This window comes from Streptomyces sp. NPDC002701 (assembly GCF_042889045.1).
In the GTDB taxonomy this organism is placed as follows: Bacteria; Actinomycetota; Actinomycetes; order Streptomycetales; family Streptomycetaceae; genus Streptomyces.
The window spans coordinates 66,742-88,599 of record NZ_JBIAQL010000005.1 but is presented as its reverse complement, the minus strand read 5'-3'; the positions used below and the strand labels follow the sequence as shown (position 1 = coordinate 88,599).

Here is a 21,858-nt window from a genome sequence, read left to right as displayed (position 1 = left end):
CTTGTGGTGCGTCATACGGGTGTACGGGTGGTCCGCCCGGGCGGAGCCTCTGGGGCCTCCCCGGACGGGAGGGGCGGTGCGAGCGGCGCGGCCGGCGGCGGCGGTGAGGCCGGCGTCGGCACGGCCGGTGCCGCCGGTGCCGCCGGGACGGTCCGGCAGTCCCCGAAGCTCGCGCGCAGGCGTCCGAGCAGGGCGCTGAGCTGGTCGACCTCGTCGTCGGTCCAGTCCGCCAGGTAATGGGCGAGCGCGTTCATATAGCGCTCGGAGAGGTCGGCGAGCATGCCCCGCCCTGTGGGGGTGAGCCGCAGGATGCGGGAGCGCTTGTCGGCGGGGTCGGCGGACCGGTCGATCCAGCCGCGTTCGGCGACGTGCGCCACGTGCCGGCTGGTCACCGACATGTCGATGGCCATCAGCTCCGCGAGCCTGCTCATCCGCATCTCGCCGTGCCGGTCGAGCAGCGTGAGCACGGCGGCGGACCCGGCCGGACATTCGTGCGGGAGGACCCGGCCCAGGCCCCGCTTCACGGCGCCGATGGCGCCGAGCTGCTGGGCCAGCTCTTCGTACTGCCGTCGAGCGGCCATCGCACCTCCCTTGCTTGTTGCTTCAGGCAACTATAAAAACGGTTGGTTGCTGCAGGCAAACGAAATGGGGCCCCAGGGGATAAAACCTTGGCAAAGGCAAGTATTGACAAACGTAAACCTGCAGGTGGGAGGGCGCTTCGCAGTGGCGGTGGCGGCGGGGGGCTGAGGTAGGGCGAGGGCGAAGCCCAGCCCCACCAGTGGCGCGGGGAACTGCGCACTCAGCCACAGCGCACCCGCAACCGCACACGGTCCCCGCCACGGCGTACCCGGGCCGCACACGAACTCGGCCGCGGCGCATCCGCGGCTGCACCCGCACCCCGCCAGGGGCGCGGGGAACTGCGCGCTCAGCCACGGCGCACCCGCGGCCGCACGCACGCCCCGCCACCCCACCCCCTCGTCACCCCGTCATCAGAAAGCGCACACGATGACCAGAAGGCGGCACCCAAAACTTGGGACCTCAGAACGCACCCGATAGGGTCACGCGCATGGCAAACACCCAGGGACCCGAGGGCAACTACGACCCCGCGGGTAGCACCCAGATGTTCCGAGCGTTCGTCGACGACCCGCAGAGCAGCCGGCAGCAGGCGGCTCCCCGCGGTCCCCGTATCGGTCTGATCGTCGGCGTGATCGTGGCCATCGCGGTCGTCGCCGTGGTCGCCTGGCTCGCACTCAAGTAGGCGGTGGGGCGCCGAAGGGCGCCCTCGCCCACCTTCGGCAGCGCCAACGGGAACCCCGGCGCGACGCACACCGCTCAGTTCGCGCTGACGAGTTGGGTCCCGCAGGTCGCCGTGCCCGAACGCACCGCGGGATTCCCGCCGTTGCTGCCGGGCAGGCCGACGGTGGCCGCTTCGCACCGGCGCCCGTCGGCAGGCAGCCGCGACCGCGGACCGGCCCCGGGGGCGGGACCACTCGGCTCACCGGCTGCGAACTCCCGCCGCCGTCACCGCCGTTACGTGGGTCGCCCGTACCGTCCGTAGGACCGGAGCGGACTCCCGGCCGAGAAAAGCCGCTGCCCGCAGACAGCGGCAATCGGCAAGTAGCGGCAGCCGCCGCCCGGCAGCCCAAAGGCACCTCGGCGACCACGCGTTGACGGCTGCCCCGCTCGCCGGTGCGTCCAGCCCGCCGGTGCATGCCGCCGCCGGCACGTCCCGACTGCCGACGCGTCACCACCCGTGTGGGACATCACGCCCGTGCGACGCGTCACGCCCGTGTGGGCGTCGGGCAGATGCGGCATCGGACCCGTGCGGGCATCGCGCCCGTGCGGCGGCTGACGGGGACCGTCAGCCAACGCAACCACCCGGCGGGGACGGCAGATCAGTCGGAGACGAGCCCTTCCCGCAGCTGGGACAGCGTCCGCGTGAGCAGCCTGGAGACGTGCATCTGCGAGATGCCGACCTCCTCGCCGATCTGCGACTGCGTCATGTTGGCGAAGAAGCGGAGCATGATGATCCGCCGTTCGCGGGGCGGGAGTTTGGCGAGCAGGGGCTTGAGGGACTCGCGGTACTCGACGCCTTCCAGTGCCGTGTCCTCATACCCGAGGCGGTCCGCGAGGGAGCCCTCGCCGCCGTCGTCCTCGGGGGCGGGCGAGTCGAGGGACGACGCCGTGTAGGCGTTGCCCACCGCCAGGCCGTCGACCACGTCCTCCTGCGACACACCGAGCACGGTGGCGAGTTCGGCGACGGTCGGGGACCGGTCCAGCTTCTGGGAGAGCTCGTCGCTGGCCTTGGTCAGCGCGAGCCGCAGCTCCTGGAGCCGGCGCGGCACCCGCACCGACCACGACGTGTCCCGGAAGAACCGCTTGATCTCACCCACGACGGTCGGCATCGCGAACGTCGGGAACTCCACGCCCCGTTCGCAGTCGAAGCGGTCGATCGCCTTGATCAGGCCGATCGTGCCGACCTGGACGATGTCCTCCATCGGTTCGTTGCGCGACCTGAAGCGGGCGGCGGCGTAACGCACCAGCGGGAGGTTGAGTTCGATGAGGGTGTCTCGTACATAGGCGCGCTCGGGGCTGTTCTCGTCGAGTGCGGCGAGCCGCAGGAACAGGGAGCGGGACAGAGTGCGGGTGTCGATCGCTTCCGAGGTCGGGGGGAAGGCCGGGGCTTCCGCGGCCGGGATGGCCGGTACCTCGACAACCACACTGTGAAGCACGTCGGGTGCGGATTCGCTCTTCGTGAGCGTGAGCACCTTGGAGCTGCCCTGGTCTGCGGACATGCCACCCCCTTTGGGTCGCGGACGGTCGCGGCGGACGCTCCCGTCGAAGGAACGCAGCCTCCACCTGAATACCGGAGGCGAGGCTGCGGCAAACGCGTCACCGGAAGAATGTCACATGTCGGCAACACGCTGTAGTGACATGTCGACACAACAAGGGTGAATAGGCCCTGGAAAAAGGGGGTCTGGCGTTTTTTCGACGGATAAACGTCGGGAAAAGTCCTTGGGGACGATTCGCTCCCCGGACTTACGTCTCGATCCTGTTTGCGGATCGAAGCCGGGCGAAACTGCGGGCGAGCAGCCTTGACACGTGCATCTGCGAGACACCCAGTTCGGCACTGATCTGTGACTGCGTCAGATTGCTGTAGTAGCGCAGCAGAAGGATGCGCTGTTCCCGTTCGGGGAGCTGCACGAGGAGGTGCCGTACGAGGTCCCGGTGCTCCACGCCGTCCAGTGCGGGGTCCTCGTAGCCGAGCCGGTCGAGGAGGCCCGGCAGCCCGTCGCCCTCCTGGGCCGCTTCCAGGGAGGTCGCGTGGTAGGAGCGCCCGGCCTCGATGCAGGCCAGGACCTCGTCCTCGCCGATGCGCAGCCGTTCGGCGACCTCACCGGTCGTGGGGGTGCGCCCGAAGGCCGTGGTGAGGTCCTCGGTGGCGCTGTTCACCTGCACCCACAGCTCGTGCAGCCGGCGCGGTACGTGGACCGTGCGGACGTTGTCGCGGAAGTACCGCTTGATCTCGCCGACCACGGTGGGCATCGCGAAGGTGGGGAACTGCACGCCCCGGTCGGGGTCGAAGCGGTCGATGGCGTTGATCAGCCCGATGGTCCCCACCTGGACGACGTCCTCCATGGGTTCGTTGCGCGACCTGAAGCGGGCGGCGGCGTACCGCACCAGCGGGAGGTTCGCCTCGATCAGCGCGGCCCGCACGCGGTCGTGCTCGGGGGTACCGGGTGTCAGGTTCTTGAGCTCGCCGAACAGGACCTGGGTGAGGGCCCGGGTGTCGGCCCCGCGGCGGCGCTGCGGACCCGGCTCCTGGGACTCGCCCGGTTCGTCGAGCCGTTCGGTGACCTGCGGCTTCTGCTGGGGAGGTGCTTGAGGCGCGGTACTGGCCGGCACGGTCAACTCCACCTCTGGGTCCGTCAACCCGTGAAAACACAAGTCCGAACGACGTCCGTCAGACACCTGCGTCAACTCATCGATCAAAAGCGGTCATAGCATCACAAGACATGTGCACTGTGTGCAAGCACCTCATCACTTCGTGTTGAGGGTCCGAGCGGTGTCGGGAGGGTGGGTCCGGGCCGGACCGGGACCAGGTCCGGGGGCAGACGGGGATCGGGTCCGGGCCGGGATCTGGTCCGGGGCGAACCGCAGGGCATGAAACAGCCCCCCGCCGTTCGGGCGAGGGGCGTGCGGTCCGCGTGGAGCCTGGCTTGTCGGCGTCGGCGTCGGCGTCGGCGTCGGCGTCGGAGACGGAGGCGGAGACGGAGGCGGAGACGGCGCGGCTCAGAACTCGTAGTCGGCGATCACCCACGTGGCGAACTCGCGCCACAGCGCGACTCCCGCCTGATGGGCGGGATGCTCCAGGTACCGCTTGAGCGCGTCCGTGTCCTCGACCGCCGAGTTGATCGCGAAGTCGTACGCGATGGGGCGGTCGGTGATGTTCCAGTCGCACTCCCAGAACTGCAGTTCGGGGATTTGTCCGCCGAGTGCGCGGAAGGCGGCGACGCCCTCGACGACGCGGGGGTCGTCCCGCCCGACGCCTTCATCGAGCTTGAAGAGGACCAGGTGGCGGATCACAAGCACTCCCAGGGCGAACGGCGATACGGGGACGGCGCCGCCGGGCGGGAATGCGACGACAGGGTCGCCTAGTCCTTGGCCCCGTCGGCGATCCACGTCATGAAGTCACCGACGGACTGAGCGGCGCTGGAGATGCCCTCGAACCCTATCTGGACGTAGTCCGCCGCCTTCTCGGGGTCGGTGATGATCACGTACAGCGCGAAGACCACGAGTACGTAGACGGCGATCTTCTTGGCGTTCACCGCCATCGCGGCCTCCCCCTGTGCCTGCTGTCCGTGCCTGCTGTTCGTGCCGGCTGTGCCAACTGCGGCTGCTGTCTGTGCCGACTGTGTCGGCTGTGCCTGCTGGGACCCCTGTTGTCGGCGGTGAGTGTAACCCGGACAGCTGATATGACGATCTTTCATGCATACAGGACGTGGCGGGACGTGCGGGAGCCGGCCGGGACGCACGAAGGGCCCCGTCTTTCGACGGGGCCCTTCAGAAGCGGTAGCGGAGGGATTTGAACCCTCGGTGACTTGCGCCACACTCGCTTTCGAGGCGAGCTCCTTCGGCCGCTCGGACACGCTACCGAGAGAGATCCTAGCCCACGATGGGCCGTGCTCGGAAATCCGTATCCGACCGTGGGTCCGGGTGCTTGGGGGAGCGGTCCGGGCAGGCGCGTGGCGGTGTCAGCGGTCGCGGAAGAAGTCCGTGAGCAGCCGGGCGCACTCCTCGTCGAGCACGCCGGCGACGACCTCCGGGCGGTGGTTGAGCCGGCGGTCGCGTACGACGTCCCAGAGGGAGCCGGCCGCGCCCGCCTTCTCGTCCCGGGCGCCGTAGACGACCCGGTCCAGCCGGGACTGGACGATCGCGCCGGCGCACATCGTGCAGGGTTCGAGGGTGACGACGAGCGTGCAGCCGGTGAGCCGCCACTCACCGGTCCGCGCGGCGGCCCGGCGGATGGCGAGCACCTCGGCGTGGGCGGTCGGGTCGCCGGCCGCCTCGCGTTCGTTGTGGCCGGTGGCGAGCACCGTCGTGCCGTCCGGGGACAGCACGACGGCGCCGACGGGTACGTCCGGGCAGTGGCCCTGCCCCGCCAGTGCGGCCTCGTCCAGGGCGAGCCGCATCGCGGCCCGCCAGCGGTCGCGTACGGGGTCCTGTGCCTCCGTTGGGTTCGACGATGTGTTCGACGGGGTCAGCGGACGGCCTCCATGACCTCCGCCGCCCCGAGGACCTCGGCGATCTCGGCGAGTGCGTCGGTGCTGTCCAGGGTCAGCAACTCCTTCTGGCTCACCCCGAGGTCGGTGAGGACCTCGCGGTCCCCGACGGGTCCGGACGGCACGATCCGGCCCTTGGCGGTGGTGCCGACGTCGTCCTCTTCGTCGTCGTCGGCCTCGTCCTCGGGTTCACCGTCCTCCGTGCCGTCGAGGTCGAGGGAGTCCAGGTCGGCGACGCCGTCGTCGCCGGGATCCCTTCCGAGCAGTTCGTCCGTGAGCAGGATCTCGCCGTACGAACTGCGGGCAGCGGCCGCGGCGTCCGAGACGTAGATGCGAGGGTCCTCCTCGCCGTCCACGCGGACGACTCCGAACCACGCGTCCTCCTGCTCGATGTAGACGAGGACCGTGTCGTCGTCGACCGAGGCTTCGCGGGCCAGGTCGCTCAGATCCGACAGGGTCTCCACATCGTCGAGCTCTGTGTCGCTCGCTTCCCACCCGTCTTCGGTGCGCGCGAGCAGTGCGGCGAAGTACACCGTGACTCTCCCACTGGTCCTAGGCGTGCCGGTTGGGGATCCCCCCGGCGGAGGTTGCGGGCGGGGGATGAGTGCTCCGAGCCCCGCCCACTCGGAATCGTGGCAGAAACAGAGCGTTCAGGAGAGGTCTTCGGCTCGCTGTGTCCCGGTCGCGTCCTCGCGCCCGGTCACGTGGCGCGTGCGTCACGCCGCCGCATGGCCTCACCTGGGCGCCCGGCGCCCACCGACAGCGGGATCGTACGCCGCCGGGACCCCCACTCCGTACGAGCCCGCCCGAGCGTTGCCCGGCGGGTCGCGCCCCGACCGCCCGGCGCGTCGCGAGACGGCGCCCCCGCGGACACCCTGCCGACACCATCCGAACGACACGACCCAACCGCACGCCGACCGCATCCGCCACGCCAACGGCCCGCACGCCGCGCCGGCATGCGGGGTCCCGTCGCGGTCGCGCTGGCACGCGGGCGGCAGAGACATGCGGGCCGCGGCGGCGTCCGCGGGGCAGCCGCGTCCGGCGCACGGTCGCGTCCGGCGGGGCAACGGCTGACGGGCGACAACGGTCGACGAGCGGCGACAGCTGACGAGCCCGTAGCCGTACGCCGCCGCGGCGGTATTCGAGCGGCGGCGGCACGCGTGCCGTGGCGAAATCCGCGCGGCGGTGTCATGCGTGCGACGGTGTCATGCGTGCCGCGGCTGCGTCCGCGAGGCGCCCGTGTCTGGCGCACGGCCGCGTCCGGCGGGGCGACGGCTGACGGGCGACGGCGGTTGACGAGCGGTGACGTCTGACGCGCCCGTGGCCGTACGCGCGCCGCGGCGGTATTCGAGCGGCGGCGGCACGCGTGCCGTGGCGAAATCCGCGCGGCGGTGTCATGCGTGCGGCGGTGTCATGCGTGCCGGGCGGTATCCGAGTGGCGACGGTATCCGAGCGGCGGCACGCGCGCCGTAGCGGCATCTGGACGGCGGCGGCACGGGCCGCGATGCCATACGTGCGACGGCGGCGTGCGGGCGGCGGTGGCATCCGCGCGGCGGCGGTATGCGCGCCCTGGCCGCAGCCGCGCGGCGGTGCCATGCGTATCGCGGTGGCATGCGTGCCACCGCCGCACGCGTGTCGCGGTGGCTCGTGGTGCGGGGCCGGTGGCGGGCCGCTACCAGCGGAACGTGCGCATGCGCATGGCGTGGCGCAGGCGGGCCGTCTTGGCCCGCCGCGGCTGCACCCTGTCGCGCAGCTCGCGCGCCTCCTTCAGTTCCCGCAGGAACTGGGCCCGGCGCCTGCGGCGCTGCGCGTCGCTCTCCAGGTCTTCCAGGTTCCGCTGCTCCGGGTCCGGCATCGGCAACACCCCCAGTCGGTCACTCCCACTTTCCCTCCGACGGGCGGTTTGATGCCAACGGAGGTTTGCGCGGTGGCAGCGGCGAAGGTTCCGGAACCGCAGGTGACGGGCGACGGACGGGCGGTACGGGCCCGGATACCCTTGGGGCATGCGTCTCCACGTCGTCGACCACCCTCTGGTCGCTCATAAGCTCACCACGCTGCGCGACCGCCGCACCGACTCCCCGACCTTCCGTCGCCTCGCCGACGAGCTGGTCACCCTGCTCGCCTACGAGGCCACGCGGGACGTGCGCACCGAGCAGGTCGACATCGAGACCCCGGTGTCCAGCACCACGGGCGTCAAGCTGTCCTACCCGCGGCCCCTCGTCGTACCGATCCTGCGGGCCGGCCTCGGCATGCTCGACGGCATGGTGCGCCTCCTGCCGACCGCCGAGGTGGGCTTCCTCGGCATGATCCGCGACGAGGAGACGCTCCAGGCGTCCACGTACGCGACCCGTATGCCGGAGGACCTCTCCGGGCGCCAGGTGTACGTCCTGGACCCGATGCTGGCCACCGGCGGCACTCTCGTCGCGGCGATCCAGGAGCTGATCAAGCGGGGCGCCGACGACGTGACGGCCGTGGTCCTCCTCGCCGCCCCGGAGGGCGTCGAGGTCATGGAGCGCGAGCTCGCGGGCGCCCCGGTCACGGTCGTGACCGCCTCGGTCGACGAGCGCCTGAACGAGCACGGCTACATCGTCCCGGGCCTCGGCGACGCGGGAGACCGCATGTACGGCGCGGCCGAATAGCCCAACGCCAGTACGTAGACGGCCGGACAGGGCAACGGCCGACTCGAAGCAGTGGCGGGCGGGCCGGACGGGCTGAGGGGCCGGCGGACCGTACGGGCCCGCTAACAGCCCTTCTTCGTCACCGAGGGCGTCGGCTCCGGCCTGGCCAGGGTGGTCAGGGCCTTGTCGGCGTCCTTCTCCTTCGCCAGGGCTTTGAACGCCTTGCCGAGGATCAGGTCGACCTCCGCGGGCTTCGTCCGGGTGTCGGTCTTCGTCTCGGCGCCGGCGAGCTGGGTCGCGAGAACCGGGAGCGCCGCGTCGACCGCCGTCTTCGCGCCGAGCACCAGACCGGGCCCGTCGACCTTCTTGTCGTACGCCTTGGTGGCGTTGCCCACCTCGCCGATCTTGAAGCCGCGTTTCTTCAGCGCGTCCGCGGTGTCCTTCGCGAGGCCCGAGCGGGCCGTGGCGTTGAGGACGTTCACGGTGATCTGGCCGGGCTCCGGCACGGCCCTGACGGGGCTCGCGGAGGGCGAGGGGGACTTCCCGCAGCCCGCTGCCGCAGCCGCGGACGCCCTGTCGCCACCGCCCGTGAAGACGTCGATGAGCTGCAGGGTTCCCCAGCCGACCAGTCCGAGCGCGGCGACGGAGGCGACGACCGCGAGCACGATCCGGCGGCGCCCCCGGTTCCTGCGCATCCGTGGGTACTTGTCCCCCGTGATCCGGTACTGGCCGCCCATGCCAGGGGGAGTGAGCATGCTCATGAGCGCAGCGTAGTGCGCCGAGGCCGCAATGCCTACTAGATGATCATTGACCCGCGCCCAGTCCAACCCGAAAGGGTCAACCCGGGCGTGAACCGCCTGGAGGTCAGTCCAGTTCGAGGACGCGGGCGTGCAGCACCTGGCGCTGCTGGAGCGCGGCGCGGACGGCGCGGTGCAGGCCGTCCTCCAGGTACAGGTCGCCCTGCCACTTCACGACGTGCGCGAAGAGGTCGCCGTAGAACGTGGAGTCCTCGGCGAGCAGCGTTTCCAGATCGAGCTGGCCCTTGGTCGTCACCAGCTGATCGAGGCGGACCGGGCGCGGCGCGACGTCCGCCCACTGCCGGGTGCTTTCCCGGCCGTGGTCGGGGTACGGCCGGCCGTTTCCGATGCGCTTGAAGATCACACGGAAAGCCTACCGGGCAAGAGCTTCCGGGCGCAGCCTTGGATGCGGAGTGCGGCGCTGGAAATGACGTCGTAAATATGGGCAAACCGGTAATTCTCCGGGATCACCCTTTCATGATCGTTTCGGAGCCCGGCCCAGGGTTAATCAGGGCAAAACCGGGTCAGAGCCCCGAAATGGTCGGCGCCGAAGCGCCGTCGACGAGGACCTCCGAGGGCCCGAGCGGTGCTCGCGCACTTCCTTCGGAAGTTCTGAAAATTGCATCCGGATACGCCTTTCAGGGCCCTCGGCGCCGGGAGGGCCGGCGGCGACACCGTGCGGGCGCGCGCCGAGGCGGAGGCGGCAACGATCCCCGCCTCCGCCTCCTCCGCGTCTGCGTCCGAGTCAGCCGCGTTCGTGGTCCCGGGGCGGGGTCTGCCTTTCCGGGAGCCTTTCCGGGAGTCGTTCCGGCGCGCTTTGACGAGCGTCGGAATGCCGGACGTCGGGACGACGGGCGTCGGGGTGCCGCGTGTCGGAAGGCGGCTTCGGGGCGTTGCGGAGGGATTCGGCGCGTACCAGGGCGCGCAGGATCGCGTACGGGTCCGTCGGCATGTAGGGAGTCCTCTCGTGCGGCTGGGGGGTGGTCCGGTGGGAGCCGGACTCCTCAGCAGCGCAGGACCATGCAGCGCCGGGCGCGTGGCAAAGGGATGTGATGGGGGGCCGGGAGGGAGTGGACCCGTCGGCGCGGACGCCCGGTGATGGGCCGGTGCGCGGGGCGTACGGGCAGCAGGGGACGGCGGTGACGCTGACGTGCGGCCGGACGGAGGGCGGTGTCCAGGACGTCGTGGGGGAGTTCGACGCCCGACTCGGTGGAGACGGCGGCGGGCGGAGCCGTGCGGCTTCCGGTGAGGCCGCCCGCGGAGCCGACCGCGCACATCGCGCACAGCAGCGCGGCGAGCGCCACGAGGAACCGCTGCCGGGCGGGCCGGCGCGGCGTACGCGGAACGAACCGGTCGGGGCTCATGACAGGTCATGTCCCCGGTCACGCGTCCCGGTGCATCGGCCGCCTCACCAGAACCGCCCACTTGGCGTACGCCGGGACCGTCGCCAGGTGCGGCGGGAGGTGCGGCGGGAGGTGCGGGGGCGCCGCGGGCGCGGGCCAGGGCGTGCGGGAATCCCCAGCCGCCGAAGGCCCCTCTAGTTCTCGGCTTTCCCGGTCTTCCCGGTCTTCGCGGTCTTCGCGGCTTTCTCGGCCTTCGCCGCCGCCTTCATCTCCTGCTTGTGCGCCCGTACCTTCGTCAGTGACTCCGGGCCCGTGATGTCCGCGACCGAGCGGAAGGCGTCGGCCTCGCCGTACGGACCCGCCGCCTCGCGCCAGCCCTTCGGGCGGACGCCCAGCTGTTTGCCCAGCAGGGCGAGGAAGATCTGGGCCTTCTGCGTGCCGAACCCGGGCAGCTCCTTCAGCCTGCGCAGCAGCTCCGCGCCCGTCTCCGCACCCTCCCAGACCTTCGAGGCGTTCCCGTCGTAGTGCTCGACCAGGTACTGGCACAGCTGCTGGATCCGCCGGGCCATCGAACCGGGGTAGCGGTGCACGGCCGGTTTCGTGGACAGCAGGCCCGCGAACGCCTCCGGCTCGTACGCGGCGATCTCGTGGGCGTCGAGATCGTCCCCGCCGAGCCGTTGCGCGATCGTGTGGGGGCCTGCGAACGCCCATTCCATCGGGACCTGCTGGTCGAGCAGCATGCCGACGAGCGCGGCGAGCGGGCTGCGCCCGAGGAGTGCGTCGGCCTCGGGCCGCTGGGCCAGGTGAAGGGTGACGTCCATGGTCCGATCATCACCCGTGGGGGTTCAGGCCGCTCGCCAGTACCCCAGCGCGTTCACCCGGTGCTTCGGCAGGGCCAGTTCCTTGCGGAAGTACGCCGACAGCGACCGGGTCGTCGCCGTGTCGCAGGCGATCCAGACGTAGGGGTCGGCCGTCTCCTTCAGGAGCTCAGGCACGGCCGCGCGCACCTGGTCCACCAGATGCGCGCCGTGATCGCGACGGGGTACCGCACGGAGGTCATGGCGGGCCGGGTCCACCCGGAAGGGCAGTCCCTCCGTGCCCTCGGAGGTCTCGAACCAGATCGTGGCCGGCACCGGACCCACCGCGTCCAGAAGGGAGTTGAGGGCGGGGAGCGAGGCGGTGTCGGCGATCGCCAGCACCCGGGAGGGGGCCGGGTCCGGCTGGGTGAAGCCCGTGCCCTGGACCGTGGCCTCGATCGTGTCGCCCGGCCCGGCGGCCCGCGCCCAGTCGCTGGCGCACCCCTCGTGCAGCGCGAACTCCAGACCGAAGGTCCCGGCGGCCGGGTCGGGGTCCACGAGGGTGTAGGCCCGCTGGTGCGGCTTGCCCGCGTTGTCGAACCACAGCCGCACCCACATGGTCGGGTGCACCCCGGTCGCCGCGAGCATGCCGCCGTCGGTGAGGTGCAGCCGGCGGTAGTGCTCCGTGACGTCCTCCGCTCCCACGACCGTGAACGTGAAGTCCTTGCCACGGAACAGTCTGAGGACCGCGCCCTCCCAGCCGTGCCCCTGCGCCATGACGTTTTCACCCTTCGCGTACGATTCCGCCACACCTTATTTAGGTGAGCCTAACCTAAGGCGAAGACGGCAGGGAAATGAAGGAACAGAGGAGCGCAGGGTGACTGTCGAGATCTATCGCGACGCCTGGGGCGTACCGCATCTGCGCGCGGGCGACGCGCGCGAACTGGCCCGCGCCCAGGGCCTGGTCACGGCTCGCGACCGCGCCTGGCAGCTCGAGGTCGAGCGGCACAGGGCGCGCGGCACCTCGGCCGCCTTCCTCGGCGCGGACGCGCTCGCCTGGGACCGGTTCGCGAGACAGGCCCTGCTCGACGACACGGCGAGACGTTGCCACACGGCCCTGGAGAGACGGGACCCCGAGACGGCCGCCTGGGTCCGGGCGTACGTCGACGGGGTCAACCAGGGTTTGCCCGAAGGGGCCCGCCGCGCACCCGAGTTCGCGGCCGTCGGTCTCGCGGCGGGGCGTTGGGAGCCCTGGACGCCGATGGCTGTCTGGCTCGCCACGCACATCCTGTTCGCGGGGTTCCCGGCCAAGCTGTGGCGCGAGGAGGTCGTACGCCGTCTCGGTCCGGCCGCCGTCGGCCTGTTCGCCACCGACGGGCCCGGCACCGCGGGCAGCAACGGCTGGCTCGTCACCGGCGAGCGCACGGCCACCGGGCGGCCGGTCCTCGCGGGCGACCCGCACCGCTTCATCGAGGCTCCGGGGGTCTACCAGCAGATCCGGCTGGCCTGCCCCGAGTTCGACGTCGTGGGTCTCGCCGTGCCGGGCGTCCCCGGCATCGCGCACTTCGGCCACACGGGGACGGTGGCCTGGTCCATCACCAACGCGATGGCCGACTACCAGGACCTGTACCGCGAGCGGCTCCGGCGGTCCGGCGGCGGGGCGGGACGACGGATCGAGGCCCTCGGCCCGGACGGGGAGTGGCACCCCGCGTCCCGGCACACCGAGACGGTCGAGGTGGCCGGCGGCGCCCCCGTCGAGGTCGAGGTGATCGAGACCGGCCGGGGCCCGGTCATCATCGGCGCCGACGCGGCCGGTCGTGCCGACGCCGCCCATGACGCCGGCTCCGACGCCGGCCCTGATACCGAGGCCCACCCCGACGCCGGCCCCATCAGCCTCCGCCACCCGCCCCGGGTGGCGGAGGACCTGGGCTTCAGCGCGCTCCTCCCCCTCCTCCGTGCCCGCCGGGTCGCCGACGTCGACCGCGCCTTCGACGACTGGGCCGAGCCGGTCAACGTCGTCCAGGCGGCCGACACCGAGGGCGGCACGCTCCACCGCGTCGCGGGCCGGGTGCCCACCCGGAACCCGGCGAACGGCATCCGGATCGTCGCGGCCTGGGAGCCCGGCCACGAGTGGCACGGCTGGTACGCGCCCATGCCGCGCGGCACGGTCGACGACGGCATCGCCGTCATGGCCAACCAGCGGGGCCCCGCCACCCCCCTCGGCGTCGAGTTCGCACCGCCGCACCGGGCCGCCCGCCTGCGCGCACTCCTCGACCGGAGGTCGGACTGGAAGGCCGGCGACATGGCCGCCCTCCACATGGACACCCATCTCGCCTCGGCCGGCGCGCTGCTGGACCACGTCGGCGCTCTCGACGGCCTCACCCCCGAGGCCGTCGCCCTGCGCGACCGGCTCCTGCGCTGGGACCGCCACATGGCCGCCGACAGCGTGGAGGCCGCCCTCTACGCGGCGGTCCGCAACGCCGTCGTACGCCACCTCGCCGCCCACCCCGCCCTGGCCCCGCTGACCGGCCCCCCGTCACCCGCATCGCCCGCCTCGCCGCCATCACCTGCGTCGCCCCCGCCGCGCCCGCCGTCGCCGCCGTTCCCGTCGTACCCCGCGGTGTTCCGGCCCTGGCTCGCGCTCGTCCCCCGAGTCGCCTTCGCCCTGGAGAGCCTGCTGCGGGCGGAGGAGCTGTACGGGATCGACCGCGGTCCCATCGTCCGGGCGGCCGTGGAGGAGGTGGCCGGGAACCCGCCGGACGGCACGTGGGGTGACACCCACCGCCTCGCTCCCTGGCGGGCGGTGCCGGACCCGGCGTACGACGGGGAGGAACCCGCGCTCTCCGGCGACCACGACTGCGTGCTGTGCACCTCGGCCGTGCCGGGTCTCACCGACCGGGCCGCGCGGGGCCCCGCCGCCCGCTACGTGTGGGACCTGGCGCGGCGTGAGAACAGCCTCTGGGTGGTGCCGTTCGGCGCCTCGGGCGTACCCGGCTCGGCGCACCACCGCGACCAACTGCCCCTGTGGCTCGGCGGCGGACTCGCCCCCGTGGTCACCGACTGGAACCAGCTCAGCAAGAAGGAAGAGGACAACGATGACGTCGTACGCGAGGGATCGTGACCGGCCGGCCGTCCACCAGGAGACTGTGGCAGGTCTCGGCACCGTCCGCATCGTGCCCGTGGACCCGGACGCCGACCTGGACGTGCTCCACTCCTGGGTGACCGCCGAGCGGGCCCGGTTCTGGGGCATGGCCGGCTTCAGCAGGCAGCAGGTGCTGGAGACGTACCGGCATCTCGGGTCCCTGGACACGCACCACGCGTTCCTCGCCGTCGTCGGGGACGAGCCGGCGGCGCTCTTCCAGACGTACGAGCCGACGGCCGACCGGGTCAGCGAGTGCTACGAGGTGCAGCCCGGTGACATCGGCGTCCATCTGCTGATCGGACCGGCTCCCGAGGGCGTCGGCCGGGCCGGGTACAGCACCGCACTGCTGACGGCCTTCACCACGTACGTCCTGCGGGTCCTGGACCGGCCGCGGGTCGTGGTGGAGCCCGACATCCGCAACGAGAGGGCGATCGCCCGCCTGCTCCGACAGGGTTTCGTGCTCGGCCCGCCCGTCGTGCTGCCGGAGATCGACCTCCCGGAGGTGTACCTGCCGGAGAAGAAGGCCCAACTCGCCTTCCTCGACAGGGACAAGGGACCGGGACTGGACAGGGACAGGGACGAGAACGGGGGAGCGTCCGTCCGCAGACCGCTGTAACGTCGGCGGGTGGTCGATGACATCACTCCCGAAGCCCTGATCGCGCACTACCGACTGGAGCCCATCCCGGAGGAGGGCGGCCTCTTCCGCCGCACCTGGGCGGGCCCCGAACGGCCCGACGGACGTCCCGAGGGATCCGCCATCGTGGCCCTCCTGACCTCACGGCCGGGCGACTTCTCCGCCCTGCACCGCCTCCCGTCCGACGAGACCTGGCACTTCTACCTGGGTGATCCGCTGGAGCTGCTGCTCCTCTCCCCCGACGGCACCTCCCGTACGGTCCTGCTCGGCCCGGACGTCCTCGGCGGGCAGCACGTCCAGTTCACCGTGCCCGCGCGTACCTGGATGGGCGCGCGGGTCACCGCCGGCGGCGCCTGGTCGCTCTTCGGGTGCACCATGGCGCCCGGCTTCACCTACGAGGGGTACGAGCACGGGGACGGAGCCGAACTCGCCGCCGCCCACCCGTCGGAGGCAGCGCGGATCGCCGCGCTGAGCCGCCCGTGACCGGCGGGTCCGGCGGGCCTGACGGGTCCGGCGCGTCCGGCCCCCGCGGCGGGCTGCTCGACGGACAGGTGGCGCTGGTCACCGGCGCCGGGGGCGGCATCGGGCGGGGGATCGCACTGCGGTTCGCGGCGGAGGGAGCGGCCGTGGCCGTCCACTTCCGTACGAACGCGGAGGCGGCGCGTGAGGTCGTCGCCCTCGTCACGGACGCGGGCGGACGCGCGGTGGCCGTACGGGCCGACCTGACCGTGGAGGCCGAATGCCACCGAGTGGTGCGCGAGGCCGCCGACTGGGGCGGGGGCGTCCTGACGGCCCTGGTCAACAACGCCGGCGTACAGCCGGTCCAGGCACTGCCCGGCATGACGGTGGCGGACTGGCGGGCGGTGGTCGACACCAACCTGTCGAGTGTCTTCGCGTGCACACAGGCCGCCGCCGAGCTGATGCGGAACGGGACCGGTGGGCCTGTGCGCAGCATCACCCACATCGCGTCCGTCGAGGCCACGCACCCCGCCCCGCACCACGCGCACTACTCCGCGGCGAAGGCGGCCGTCGTCATGCACGCGCGCGCGGCGGCCCTGGAGTACGGTCCCTACGGCATCCGGGTGAACACCGTCTCCCCGGGACTGATCGACCGCGAAGGTCTCGCGCAGGCGTGGCCGGAGGGCGTACGGCGCTGGCAGCGGGCGGTACCCACCGGGAGGCTGGGACGCCCGGAGGACGTGGCCGACGCCTGTGTCTTCCTCGCCTCGCCGATGGCGTCCTGGGTCTCCGGGCACGACCTGGTCGTGGACGGCGGGGTCTCGGCACGGCCGACGTGGTGAGCCGGGGGGAAGCGGGAGACGGGGGAGACGCGGGTCGCGTTGAACAGCGTGCCGCGTACATCCGTACTTCCGCAGAGGCCGCGTACGTATCCCGCCTCCGCGGAAGGACGCGCGTGACGGGCATCACAGGCATGACGAGCATGACGGGCACGAGAAGCAGGGAGAGGTGACGTGGGCCGAGTGCGCCGTACACACCAAGTACTCCGCGAAGTACGGGTAGTACGGGTAGTACGGGTGCCGCGACCGTCGGTGCGTCGCCGGGCGGCCGCCCTCGCCGCCCTGCTGGGCACGCTGCTCCTGCTCCTGCTGGGCGGCGCGACCTCCGCGTCCGCCCACTCGGCGGTGCGGGACACCGACCCGCGTGAGGGTTCCGTCCTGCGGACCGCGCCGCGCGAGATCACCATGACCTTCACCGAGTCGGTCGGCGTCACCGACGACTCGCTGCGCGTCCTCAGCCCCGAGAACCGCGGGGTGCACGCGGGCGCGGCAGAACACGTCCCGGGCAGCTCCGACAGGGTCCGTGTGAAACTCGGCGACGATCTGTCCGACGGTACGTTCACGGTCGCCTGGCGGGTGGTCTCGGCGGACAGCCATCCCATCTCCGGTGCCTTCACCTTCTCCATCGGCGAACCCTCCGCGACGACGGCGTCCATAGCCGCCGAGCCGGCGGTGAACCCCGCCTCGGGCGCCCTCTACGACATCGCCCGCTACGCCGCGTACGCCGCCGTCGCCCTGCTCATCGGCGTGGCCGTCTTCGCCCTGGTCTGCAGTCCGCCCAGCGCTCAGGCCCTGCGCGGACTCGTACGCGCCGGCTGGTGGACGCTTCTGGCGACCACCGTCCTCCTGGTCTTCCTGCGCGGCCCGTACGAACGCGGCACCGGGCCGTCGACCCTCCTCGACCCGGCCCTCATCGAGACCACGCTGACCAGCAGACCCGGCTGGGCGCTGCTGGCCAGGCTGGCCCTGCTGGCCGGGGTCGCGGTCTTCCTCGTACGGACCGAGGCCGGACTGCGGCGGTCCCCCGAACCGAAGCCGGCCGTGCTCGCGGCCGGCGGGTTCCTGGCCGTCGCCCTGGCGGGCACCTGGGCCGTCGCCGAGCACGCGTCCGCGGGTATCCAGGTGCCCGTGGCGATGACCTCCTCCGTACTGCACCTGCTGGCGATGGCCGTCTGGCTGGGCGGTCTCGGTGCCCTGCTCACCGCGCTCCACCGGTCGCGGACCCCGCTCACCGCCACCTCGGTGCGCCGCTTCTCACGGCTCGCGTTCAGCTCGGTCACGGTCCTGGTGGTGACCGGTGTCTACCAGTCCTGGCGGGGGCTCGGCTCGTGGGACGCGGTGTTCGACACGTCGTACGGCCGGATCCTGGTCGTGAAGGTGTGCGCGATCGCGGTGCTGCTGGCCGCGGCGGGCTTCTCGCGCCGCTGGACCGCCCGGCTCACGGACGAGGTGGCACAGCCGTCCGAGACGCGCGTGCCGGCGATGGCAGGGGCGCACGGTGTGACGCTCGATGGGACGTCTGAGAAGACCTCTGGGGTGACCTCAGACGTGACGTCTGAGGTGACCTCGCACGTGACGTCCGAGCCGCCGCCACCGCCACCGGGGCCGTCGTCGGAGTCGCCGTCGCACTCGTCATCCGAGGCGACTTCGAAGAGGGCCGGTGACGAAGGGGCCGGTGCCCGGCACCGGCGGCTGCGGCGTTCGGTCCTCGCCGAGGTCGTCGTGGGTGTGGCGGTGCTGGTCGTCACGACGGTGCTGACCGGCACCCAGCCCGGCCGGGCCGAGCTCGAGACGGCGGCGGCCCGGTCCACCGCGACCGCCGCGGACGCCCCGACCGCGTCCACGACCCTGATCCCCTTCGACGTCGGCACCCCGGGCGGCCACGGCAAGGTCCAGATCGTCCTGGAGCCGGGCCGCGTCGGGGAGAACACGGTCGAGGCGGTCGTCATCGGCCCCGACGGAGGCATCGCCACCGTCCCCGAGATCCGGCTCTCCTTCACCCTCAAGGCCCAGAAGATCGGCCCCATCGACGCCGGACTCACCAACAAGGGCGGCTACTGGGGGACCCAGTCCCTCAACCTGCCCCTCGACGGCACCTGGACGATGAAGGTCACGATCCGCACGTCGGACATCGACCAGGTGTCGGAGACCCGCCAGGTGAAGATCGCCCGCTGAGTCGGTACCGCGAGGGCACCTGCCCCGGACGTCACCAGGACGGCATGATCGCCTCGGGATAGCGGGACCCGGCGGCCCCCTTGGGCAGGATCTCCTGGACGCGGGCCAGGTCCTGCGGAGTGAGCGTGACGTGCGCGGCGGCCACGTTCTCGGCGAGGCGCTGCGGACTGCGGGTGCCCGGGATCGGCACGATGTCGTCGCCCTGGGCCAGCAGCCAGGCCAGGGCGAGCTGTGTGACGGAGATCTCCCTGGCCTCCGCGAGCGCGGTCAGTTCGCGGATGGCGGTCAGGTTCCGCTCGTAGTTGCCGGGCTGCCAGCGGTCGTCCCAGCTGCGCATGTCGTCGGCGGGATACTCGGCGGCGGGCTTCACCACGCCGGTCAGGAACCCCCGGCCGAGCGGCGAGTACGGTACGAAGCCGATGCCGAGCTCGCGCACCACGGGCAGTACGTCGGCCTCCACGGCCCGCTCGAACACGGAGTACTCGGTCTGCAGTACGGACACCGGGTGGACGGCGTGGGCCCGCCGGAGCGTCTCGGGCCCGGCCTCGCTGAGCCCGAGGTACCGCACCTTGCCTTCGGCGATCAGCTCGCCGACCGTGCCCGCCACGTCCTCGATGGGTACGTCCGGGTCGACGCGGTGCTGGTACAGCACGTCGATGTGGTCGGTGCCGAGGTGGCGCAGGCTGTTCTCGGTGACCTCGCGGATGTGTTCGGGCCGGCTGTTGAGCGCGTAGCCCTCGGCGGTCTGCGGTGCGTCCATGTCGAAGCCGAACTTGGTGGCGATCACGACGTCGTCACGGAAGTCCCGCACGGCACGGCCGAGCAGCTGCTCGTTGCTGCCGGTGCCCATGCCGTACAGCTCGGCGGTGTCGAAGAGGGTGACACCGAGTTCGTACGCCCGGCGGAGGGTCGCGATGCTCCCGGCTTCGTCACCGGTGCCGTAGGCCATCGTCATGCCCATGGTGCCGAGCCCGACCGCGCCGACGGCCAACCCCTGACGGCCGAGACGGCGAACGGGCAGGCTCCTGTCCTCGCCCGGCTGCCCCGTGCCCGTGCCCTGGGGGCCATCGGTTTGTGTGGTTCGTGTGGTTCGTGCTTCGTTGTCGTGCTGTGTCATGTGGTCAACGCTAGGAGCGCGGAGGCCGCGGGGCATGGGCCGTCGGCCGCATAGGATTGCCTGATCCTCTCAGGACCGTCCCAGGACCGTCTCAGGCAAGTCAGGACAAGACAGGGAGCGTGCGCATGCTGGACGAACTCGTCGCGGCCATCGCCCGGCACGGTGGCGACATGTGGTCCGACACCGCCGTGCCGCGCCAGCGGCTGGTGACGCTGGACGAGCCCGTCGCGCCCCTCGACATGCTGTACGAGCCGATGGTCTGCTTCGTCGTCCAGGGCTCCAAGAGCAGCGTGGCGGGGGACCGGAGGTGGACGAGCGGCTGTGGCGAGGTGTTCCTCAACTCGCTGGTCCTGCCGGTCACGGCCACGTTCGAGGAGGTGCCGTACCGCTCGGCGGTGCTGCGCCTGGACGGCGGCATGCTCGCCGAACTCCTGCTGGAACTGGAGCCGGACCCGGACCCGAGGGACACGAGAGGGAGCGGCACGAGGGGGATCGGCGCGCAGGCGGGCGGTGTGCATACGCGTGGTGCGCAGGCGGGCGGTGCGCATGCGGATGGTGCGAGCGGGCCCCCCGGCCCGGATCCCGAGGGTCGGCTCGCCACCCCGATGACCCCCGAACTCGCCGACGCGGTCACCCGCTGGGTACGGCTGCTGGACACCCCGCAGGACATCCCGGCCCTGGCGGGCCGTATCGAGACGGAGATCCTCTACCGCCTGCTGGGCAGCGAGCTCGGCCCGACCCTGCGCCACTTCGCCCTGGACGACTCCGCCGCGGCCAGGATCCGTACGGCGGCCCGGTGGATCTACGCCCGTTTCACCGAACCGCTGGGCATCGAGGCGATCGCGGCGGTGGCGCACATGAGCACCGCGAGCCTGCACCGCCACTTCAAGGCGGCCACCGGCATGAGCCCGCTCCGCTTCCAGAAGCACCTGCGCCTCCAGGAGGCCCGGCGGCTCCTGCTGGCCGAGGACACCACGGCGGCCCTGGTCGCGGAGAGGGTCGGCTATGTGAGCGCGACCCAGTTCAACCGCGAGTACCGGCGGACGTACGGGCTGCCGCCGGGACAGGACGCGGCACGTCTGCGCGACCGTCTGGCCGACGTGCGCCGGGGCGCATAGGGCGATCCGATCAACGGCCTCGGAGACTTCTCACTCGGGGTCCCAGTGGGCGAGCCGGTGCAGGTCGGCGGCGGTACGTGCGAACCCCTGGTCGCCGAGCAGTTCGCGCAGCTCGCCGTTGAAGCGGTCGATCTCGGGCTGGGCGGCGAGCAGGGCGGCGAGGCCCTGGTCGGTGAGTTCCAGGGTGACGGCCCGGTGCTCACGCGGATGGGCCCGCCTGACGACGAACCCGGCCGCGGTGAGGCGTCCGACGAGCGCGGTGACAGCGGACTCGCGCAGCCCCAGGGTCTGGGCGAGCTGCCGCTGGGTGCAGCCCGGCCGCTCCCGCACGGCGAACAACGCCCCGAGCTGGGCCGTGGTGACCCCGGCGGCGGCCACACAGCGCCGGTCCGCAGTCGTACGCAGCCGGTGCGCGGCCCGCTGCAACAGAAAGAACAGACGCTGGTCGGACGCGGGCTCGGACGAGGGCTCGGACATGGCCCGATATTGGCAGACGATTCACGGACGATTGACAGACGGAAGGCAAGTGGGGGACGGTCGCTTCACCAGTGAAGTGAGAAACGAGAAGCCGAGGTGCCGATCGTGAGCGATCCCCTGACCCTGCCCCTGTCCGTCGCCCGGAAGGCACTGGCGGCGCAGCCGTTCAGCACCCTGCTCGGCACCCGCCTGGTGGCCTTCGGCGAGGGTGAGGCGGTACTGGAACTGGACATCCGGGACGACCTGCGCCAGCAGAACGGTTTCCTGCACGGCGGCGTGCTCGGCTACGCGGCCGACAACGCGCTGACCTTCGCCGCGGGCACCGTCGCCGGGATCCGCATTCTCACCTCGGGCTTCACGATCGACTACCTGCGCCCGGCCGACGGCACACTGCTACGGGCCCACGCCCACGTCGTCCGGGCCGGCCGCACCCGAGTCGTCTGCCGCTGCGACCTGTCCACGGTGGACGCCGCCGGAACGGAGACGCTGTGCGCGGTGGCACAGGGAACGATCGCGGTACCGACCGAGAACGGCTCGGTCGGACAAGGGTGAACGACCA

The 21,858-nt window shown here is 71.9% G+C and carries 24 protein-coding genes and 1 tRNA gene; 9 read left to right on the top strand and 16 right to left on the bottom strand.

What is annotated here, in order from left to right; translation table 11 throughout:
• Positions 1-11: 11 nt before the first annotated feature.
• Complete coding sequence (locus ACFYXC_RS16210) at positions 12-581, bottom strand: MarR family winged helix-turn-helix transcriptional regulator (RefSeq protein ID WP_389551835.1); 570 nt, start codon at positions 579-581, stop codon at positions 12-14.
• 485 nt (positions 582-1,066) lie between these two features.
• Between ACFYXC_RS16210 and ACFYXC_RS16205 the strand changes: the two genes are divergently transcribed.
• Positions 1,067-1,258: a hypothetical protein gene (locus ACFYXC_RS16205; RefSeq protein WP_388921033.1), complete on the top strand. Its 192-nt coding sequence runs from the start codon at positions 1,067-1,069 to the stop codon at positions 1,256-1,258.
• 637 nt (positions 1,259-1,895) lie between these two features.
• On the opposite strand, the gene ACFYXC_RS16200 is transcribed toward ACFYXC_RS16205, so the two are convergent.
• From ACFYXC_RS16200 to ACFYXC_RS16165, 8 genes are all read right to left on the bottom strand, one after another.
• Positions 1,896-2,795, bottom strand: a complete 900-nt coding sequence (locus tag ACFYXC_RS16200) for an RNA polymerase sigma factor SigF (protein ID WP_388921030.1) — start codon at positions 2,793-2,795, stop codon at positions 1,896-1,898.
• 244 nt (positions 2,796-3,039) lie between these two features.
• Positions 3,040-3,906, bottom strand: coding sequence for an RNA polymerase sigma factor SigF (locus ACFYXC_RS16195; RefSeq protein WP_388921027.1), 867 nt, complete (start codon positions 3,904-3,906; stop codon positions 3,040-3,042).
• Between the two features lie 387 nt (positions 3,907-4,293).
• Positions 4,294-4,587 carry a Dabb family protein gene (locus ACFYXC_RS16190; RefSeq protein WP_388921024.1) on the bottom strand — a complete coding sequence of 98 codons (294 nt, stop codon included), beginning with the start codon at positions 4,585-4,587 and terminating at the stop codon, positions 4,294-4,296.
• A gap of 68 nt (positions 4,588-4,655) precedes the next feature.
• Positions 4,656-4,835: a hypothetical protein gene (locus ACFYXC_RS16185; RefSeq protein WP_388921021.1), complete on the bottom strand. Its 180-nt coding sequence runs from the start codon at positions 4,833-4,835 to the stop codon at positions 4,656-4,658.
• 236 nt (positions 4,836-5,071) lie between these two features.
• Positions 5,072-5,156 (bottom strand) — tRNA-Ser (locus tag ACFYXC_RS16180).
• Positions 5,157-5,255: 99 nt separating this feature from the next.
• Positions 5,256-5,693, bottom strand: coding sequence for a tRNA adenosine(34) deaminase TadA (tadA, locus tag ACFYXC_RS16175; RefSeq protein WP_389551830.1), 438 nt, complete (start codon positions 5,691-5,693; stop codon positions 5,256-5,258).
• Between the two features lie 68 nt (positions 5,694-5,761).
• Positions 5,762-6,316 (bottom strand): hypothetical protein, encoded by a 555-nt coding sequence (locus tag ACFYXC_RS16170; RefSeq protein WP_389551828.1) that lies wholly within the window; start codon positions 6,314-6,316, stop codon positions 5,762-5,764.
• 1,139 nt (positions 6,317-7,455) lie between these two features.
• A complete protein-coding gene (locus ACFYXC_RS16165) occupies positions 7,456-7,638 on the bottom strand; it encodes a hypothetical protein (RefSeq protein WP_388921012.1) in 183 nt (60 codons plus the stop codon).
• A gap of 148 nt (positions 7,639-7,786) precedes the next feature.
• Between ACFYXC_RS16165 and upp the strand changes: the two genes are divergently transcribed.
• Entirely contained in the window at positions 7,787-8,422 is a 636-nt protein-coding gene (upp, locus tag ACFYXC_RS16160) for a uracil phosphoribosyltransferase (protein ID WP_389551825.1), read from the top strand.
• Positions 8,423-8,523: 101 nt separating this feature from the next.
• Here the strand turns inward: upp and ACFYXC_RS16155 are convergent, their stop codons facing one another.
• The 5 genes from ACFYXC_RS16155 to ACFYXC_RS16135 all read right to left on the bottom strand — a co-directional run bounded on the left by ACFYXC_RS16155 (position 8,524) and on the right by ACFYXC_RS16135 (position 12,115).
• Positions 8,524-9,162 (bottom strand): LytR C-terminal domain-containing protein, encoded by a 639-nt coding sequence (locus ACFYXC_RS16155; RefSeq protein ID WP_389551822.1) that lies wholly within the window; start codon positions 9,160-9,162, stop codon positions 8,524-8,526.
• A 103-nt stretch (positions 9,163-9,265) separates the two neighbouring features.
• The gene (locus ACFYXC_RS16150; protein WP_003999914.1) at positions 9,266-9,562 is read right to left on the bottom strand and encodes a type II toxin-antitoxin system VapB family antitoxin; all 297 of its coding nucleotides are present in this window, start codon (positions 9,560-9,562) and stop codon (positions 9,266-9,268) included.
• Positions 9,563-10,202: 640 nt separating this feature from the next.
• Positions 10,203-10,562 (bottom strand): hypothetical protein, encoded by a 360-nt coding sequence (locus ACFYXC_RS16145; RefSeq protein ID WP_389551820.1) that lies wholly within the window; start codon positions 10,560-10,562, stop codon positions 10,203-10,205.
• Positions 10,563-10,735: 173 nt separating this feature from the next.
• Positions 10,736-11,362, bottom strand: coding sequence for an HhH-GPD-type base excision DNA repair protein (locus ACFYXC_RS16140; RefSeq protein WP_389551819.1), 627 nt, complete (start codon positions 11,360-11,362; stop codon positions 10,736-10,738).
• 24 nt (positions 11,363-11,386) lie between these two features.
• On the bottom strand, positions 11,387-12,115 hold the full coding sequence (locus tag ACFYXC_RS16135) for a siderophore-interacting protein (protein WP_389551816.1): 729 nt from the start codon (positions 12,113-12,115) through the stop codon (positions 11,387-11,389).
• A 100-nt stretch (positions 12,116-12,215) separates the two neighbouring features.
• On the opposite strand from ACFYXC_RS16135, the gene ACFYXC_RS16130 reads away from it, so the two are divergent.
• From ACFYXC_RS16130 to ACFYXC_RS16110, 5 genes are all read left to right on the top strand, one after another.
• Entirely contained in the window at positions 12,216-14,459 is a 2,244-nt protein-coding gene (locus ACFYXC_RS16130) for a penicillin acylase family protein (RefSeq protein ID WP_389551813.1), read from the top strand.
• Positions 14,434-15,096 carry a GNAT family N-acetyltransferase gene (locus ACFYXC_RS16125; RefSeq protein WP_389551811.1) on the top strand — a complete coding sequence of 221 codons (663 nt, stop codon included), beginning with the start codon at positions 14,434-14,436 and terminating at the stop codon, positions 15,094-15,096. Before ACFYXC_RS16130 ends, ACFYXC_RS16125 begins: the two co-directional genes overlap by 26 nt.
• 21 nt (positions 15,097-15,117) lie before the next feature.
• Complete coding sequence (locus ACFYXC_RS16120; protein ID WP_389552796.1) at positions 15,118-15,597, top strand: cupin domain-containing protein; 480 nt, start codon at positions 15,118-15,120, stop codon at positions 15,595-15,597.
• Positions 15,594-16,415 (top strand): SDR family NAD(P)-dependent oxidoreductase, encoded by an 822-nt coding sequence (locus ACFYXC_RS16115; protein WP_388920986.1) that lies wholly within the window; start codon positions 15,594-15,596, stop codon positions 16,413-16,415. Before ACFYXC_RS16120 ends, ACFYXC_RS16115 begins: the two co-directional genes overlap by 4 nt.
• Before the next feature lie 234 nt (positions 16,416-16,649).
• A complete protein-coding gene (locus tag ACFYXC_RS16110) occupies positions 16,650-18,587 on the top strand; it encodes a copper resistance CopC/CopD family protein (protein ID WP_389551808.1) in 1,938 nt (645 codons plus the stop codon).
• A 31-nt stretch (positions 18,588-18,618) separates the two neighbouring features.
• On the opposite strand, the gene ACFYXC_RS16105 is transcribed toward ACFYXC_RS16110, so the two are convergent.
• Positions 18,619-19,704: an aldo/keto reductase gene (locus ACFYXC_RS16105; RefSeq protein WP_389551805.1), complete on the bottom strand. Its 1,086-nt coding sequence runs from the start codon at positions 19,702-19,704 to the stop codon at positions 18,619-18,621.
• Between the two features lie 125 nt (positions 19,705-19,829).
• Between ACFYXC_RS16105 and ACFYXC_RS16100 the strand changes: the two genes are divergently transcribed.
• Entirely contained in the window at positions 19,830-20,822 is a 993-nt protein-coding gene (locus ACFYXC_RS16100) for an AraC family transcriptional regulator N-terminal domain-containing protein (RefSeq protein WP_389551802.1), read from the top strand.
• A gap of 30 nt (positions 20,823-20,852) precedes the next feature.
• Here the strand turns inward: ACFYXC_RS16100 and ACFYXC_RS16095 are convergent, their stop codons facing one another.
• On the bottom strand, positions 20,853-21,299 hold the full coding sequence (locus ACFYXC_RS16095) for a MarR family winged helix-turn-helix transcriptional regulator (protein ID WP_389551799.1): 447 nt from the start codon (positions 21,297-21,299) through the stop codon (positions 20,853-20,855).
• A 105-nt stretch (positions 21,300-21,404) separates the two neighbouring features.
• Here ACFYXC_RS16095 and ACFYXC_RS16090 point away from each other — a divergent pair, with 105 nt between their 5' ends.
• On the top strand, positions 21,405-21,851 hold the full coding sequence (locus tag ACFYXC_RS16090) for a PaaI family thioesterase (protein ID WP_388920966.1): 447 nt from the start codon (positions 21,405-21,407) through the stop codon (positions 21,849-21,851).
• The last annotated feature ends 7 nt before the right edge of the window (positions 21,852-21,858 follow it).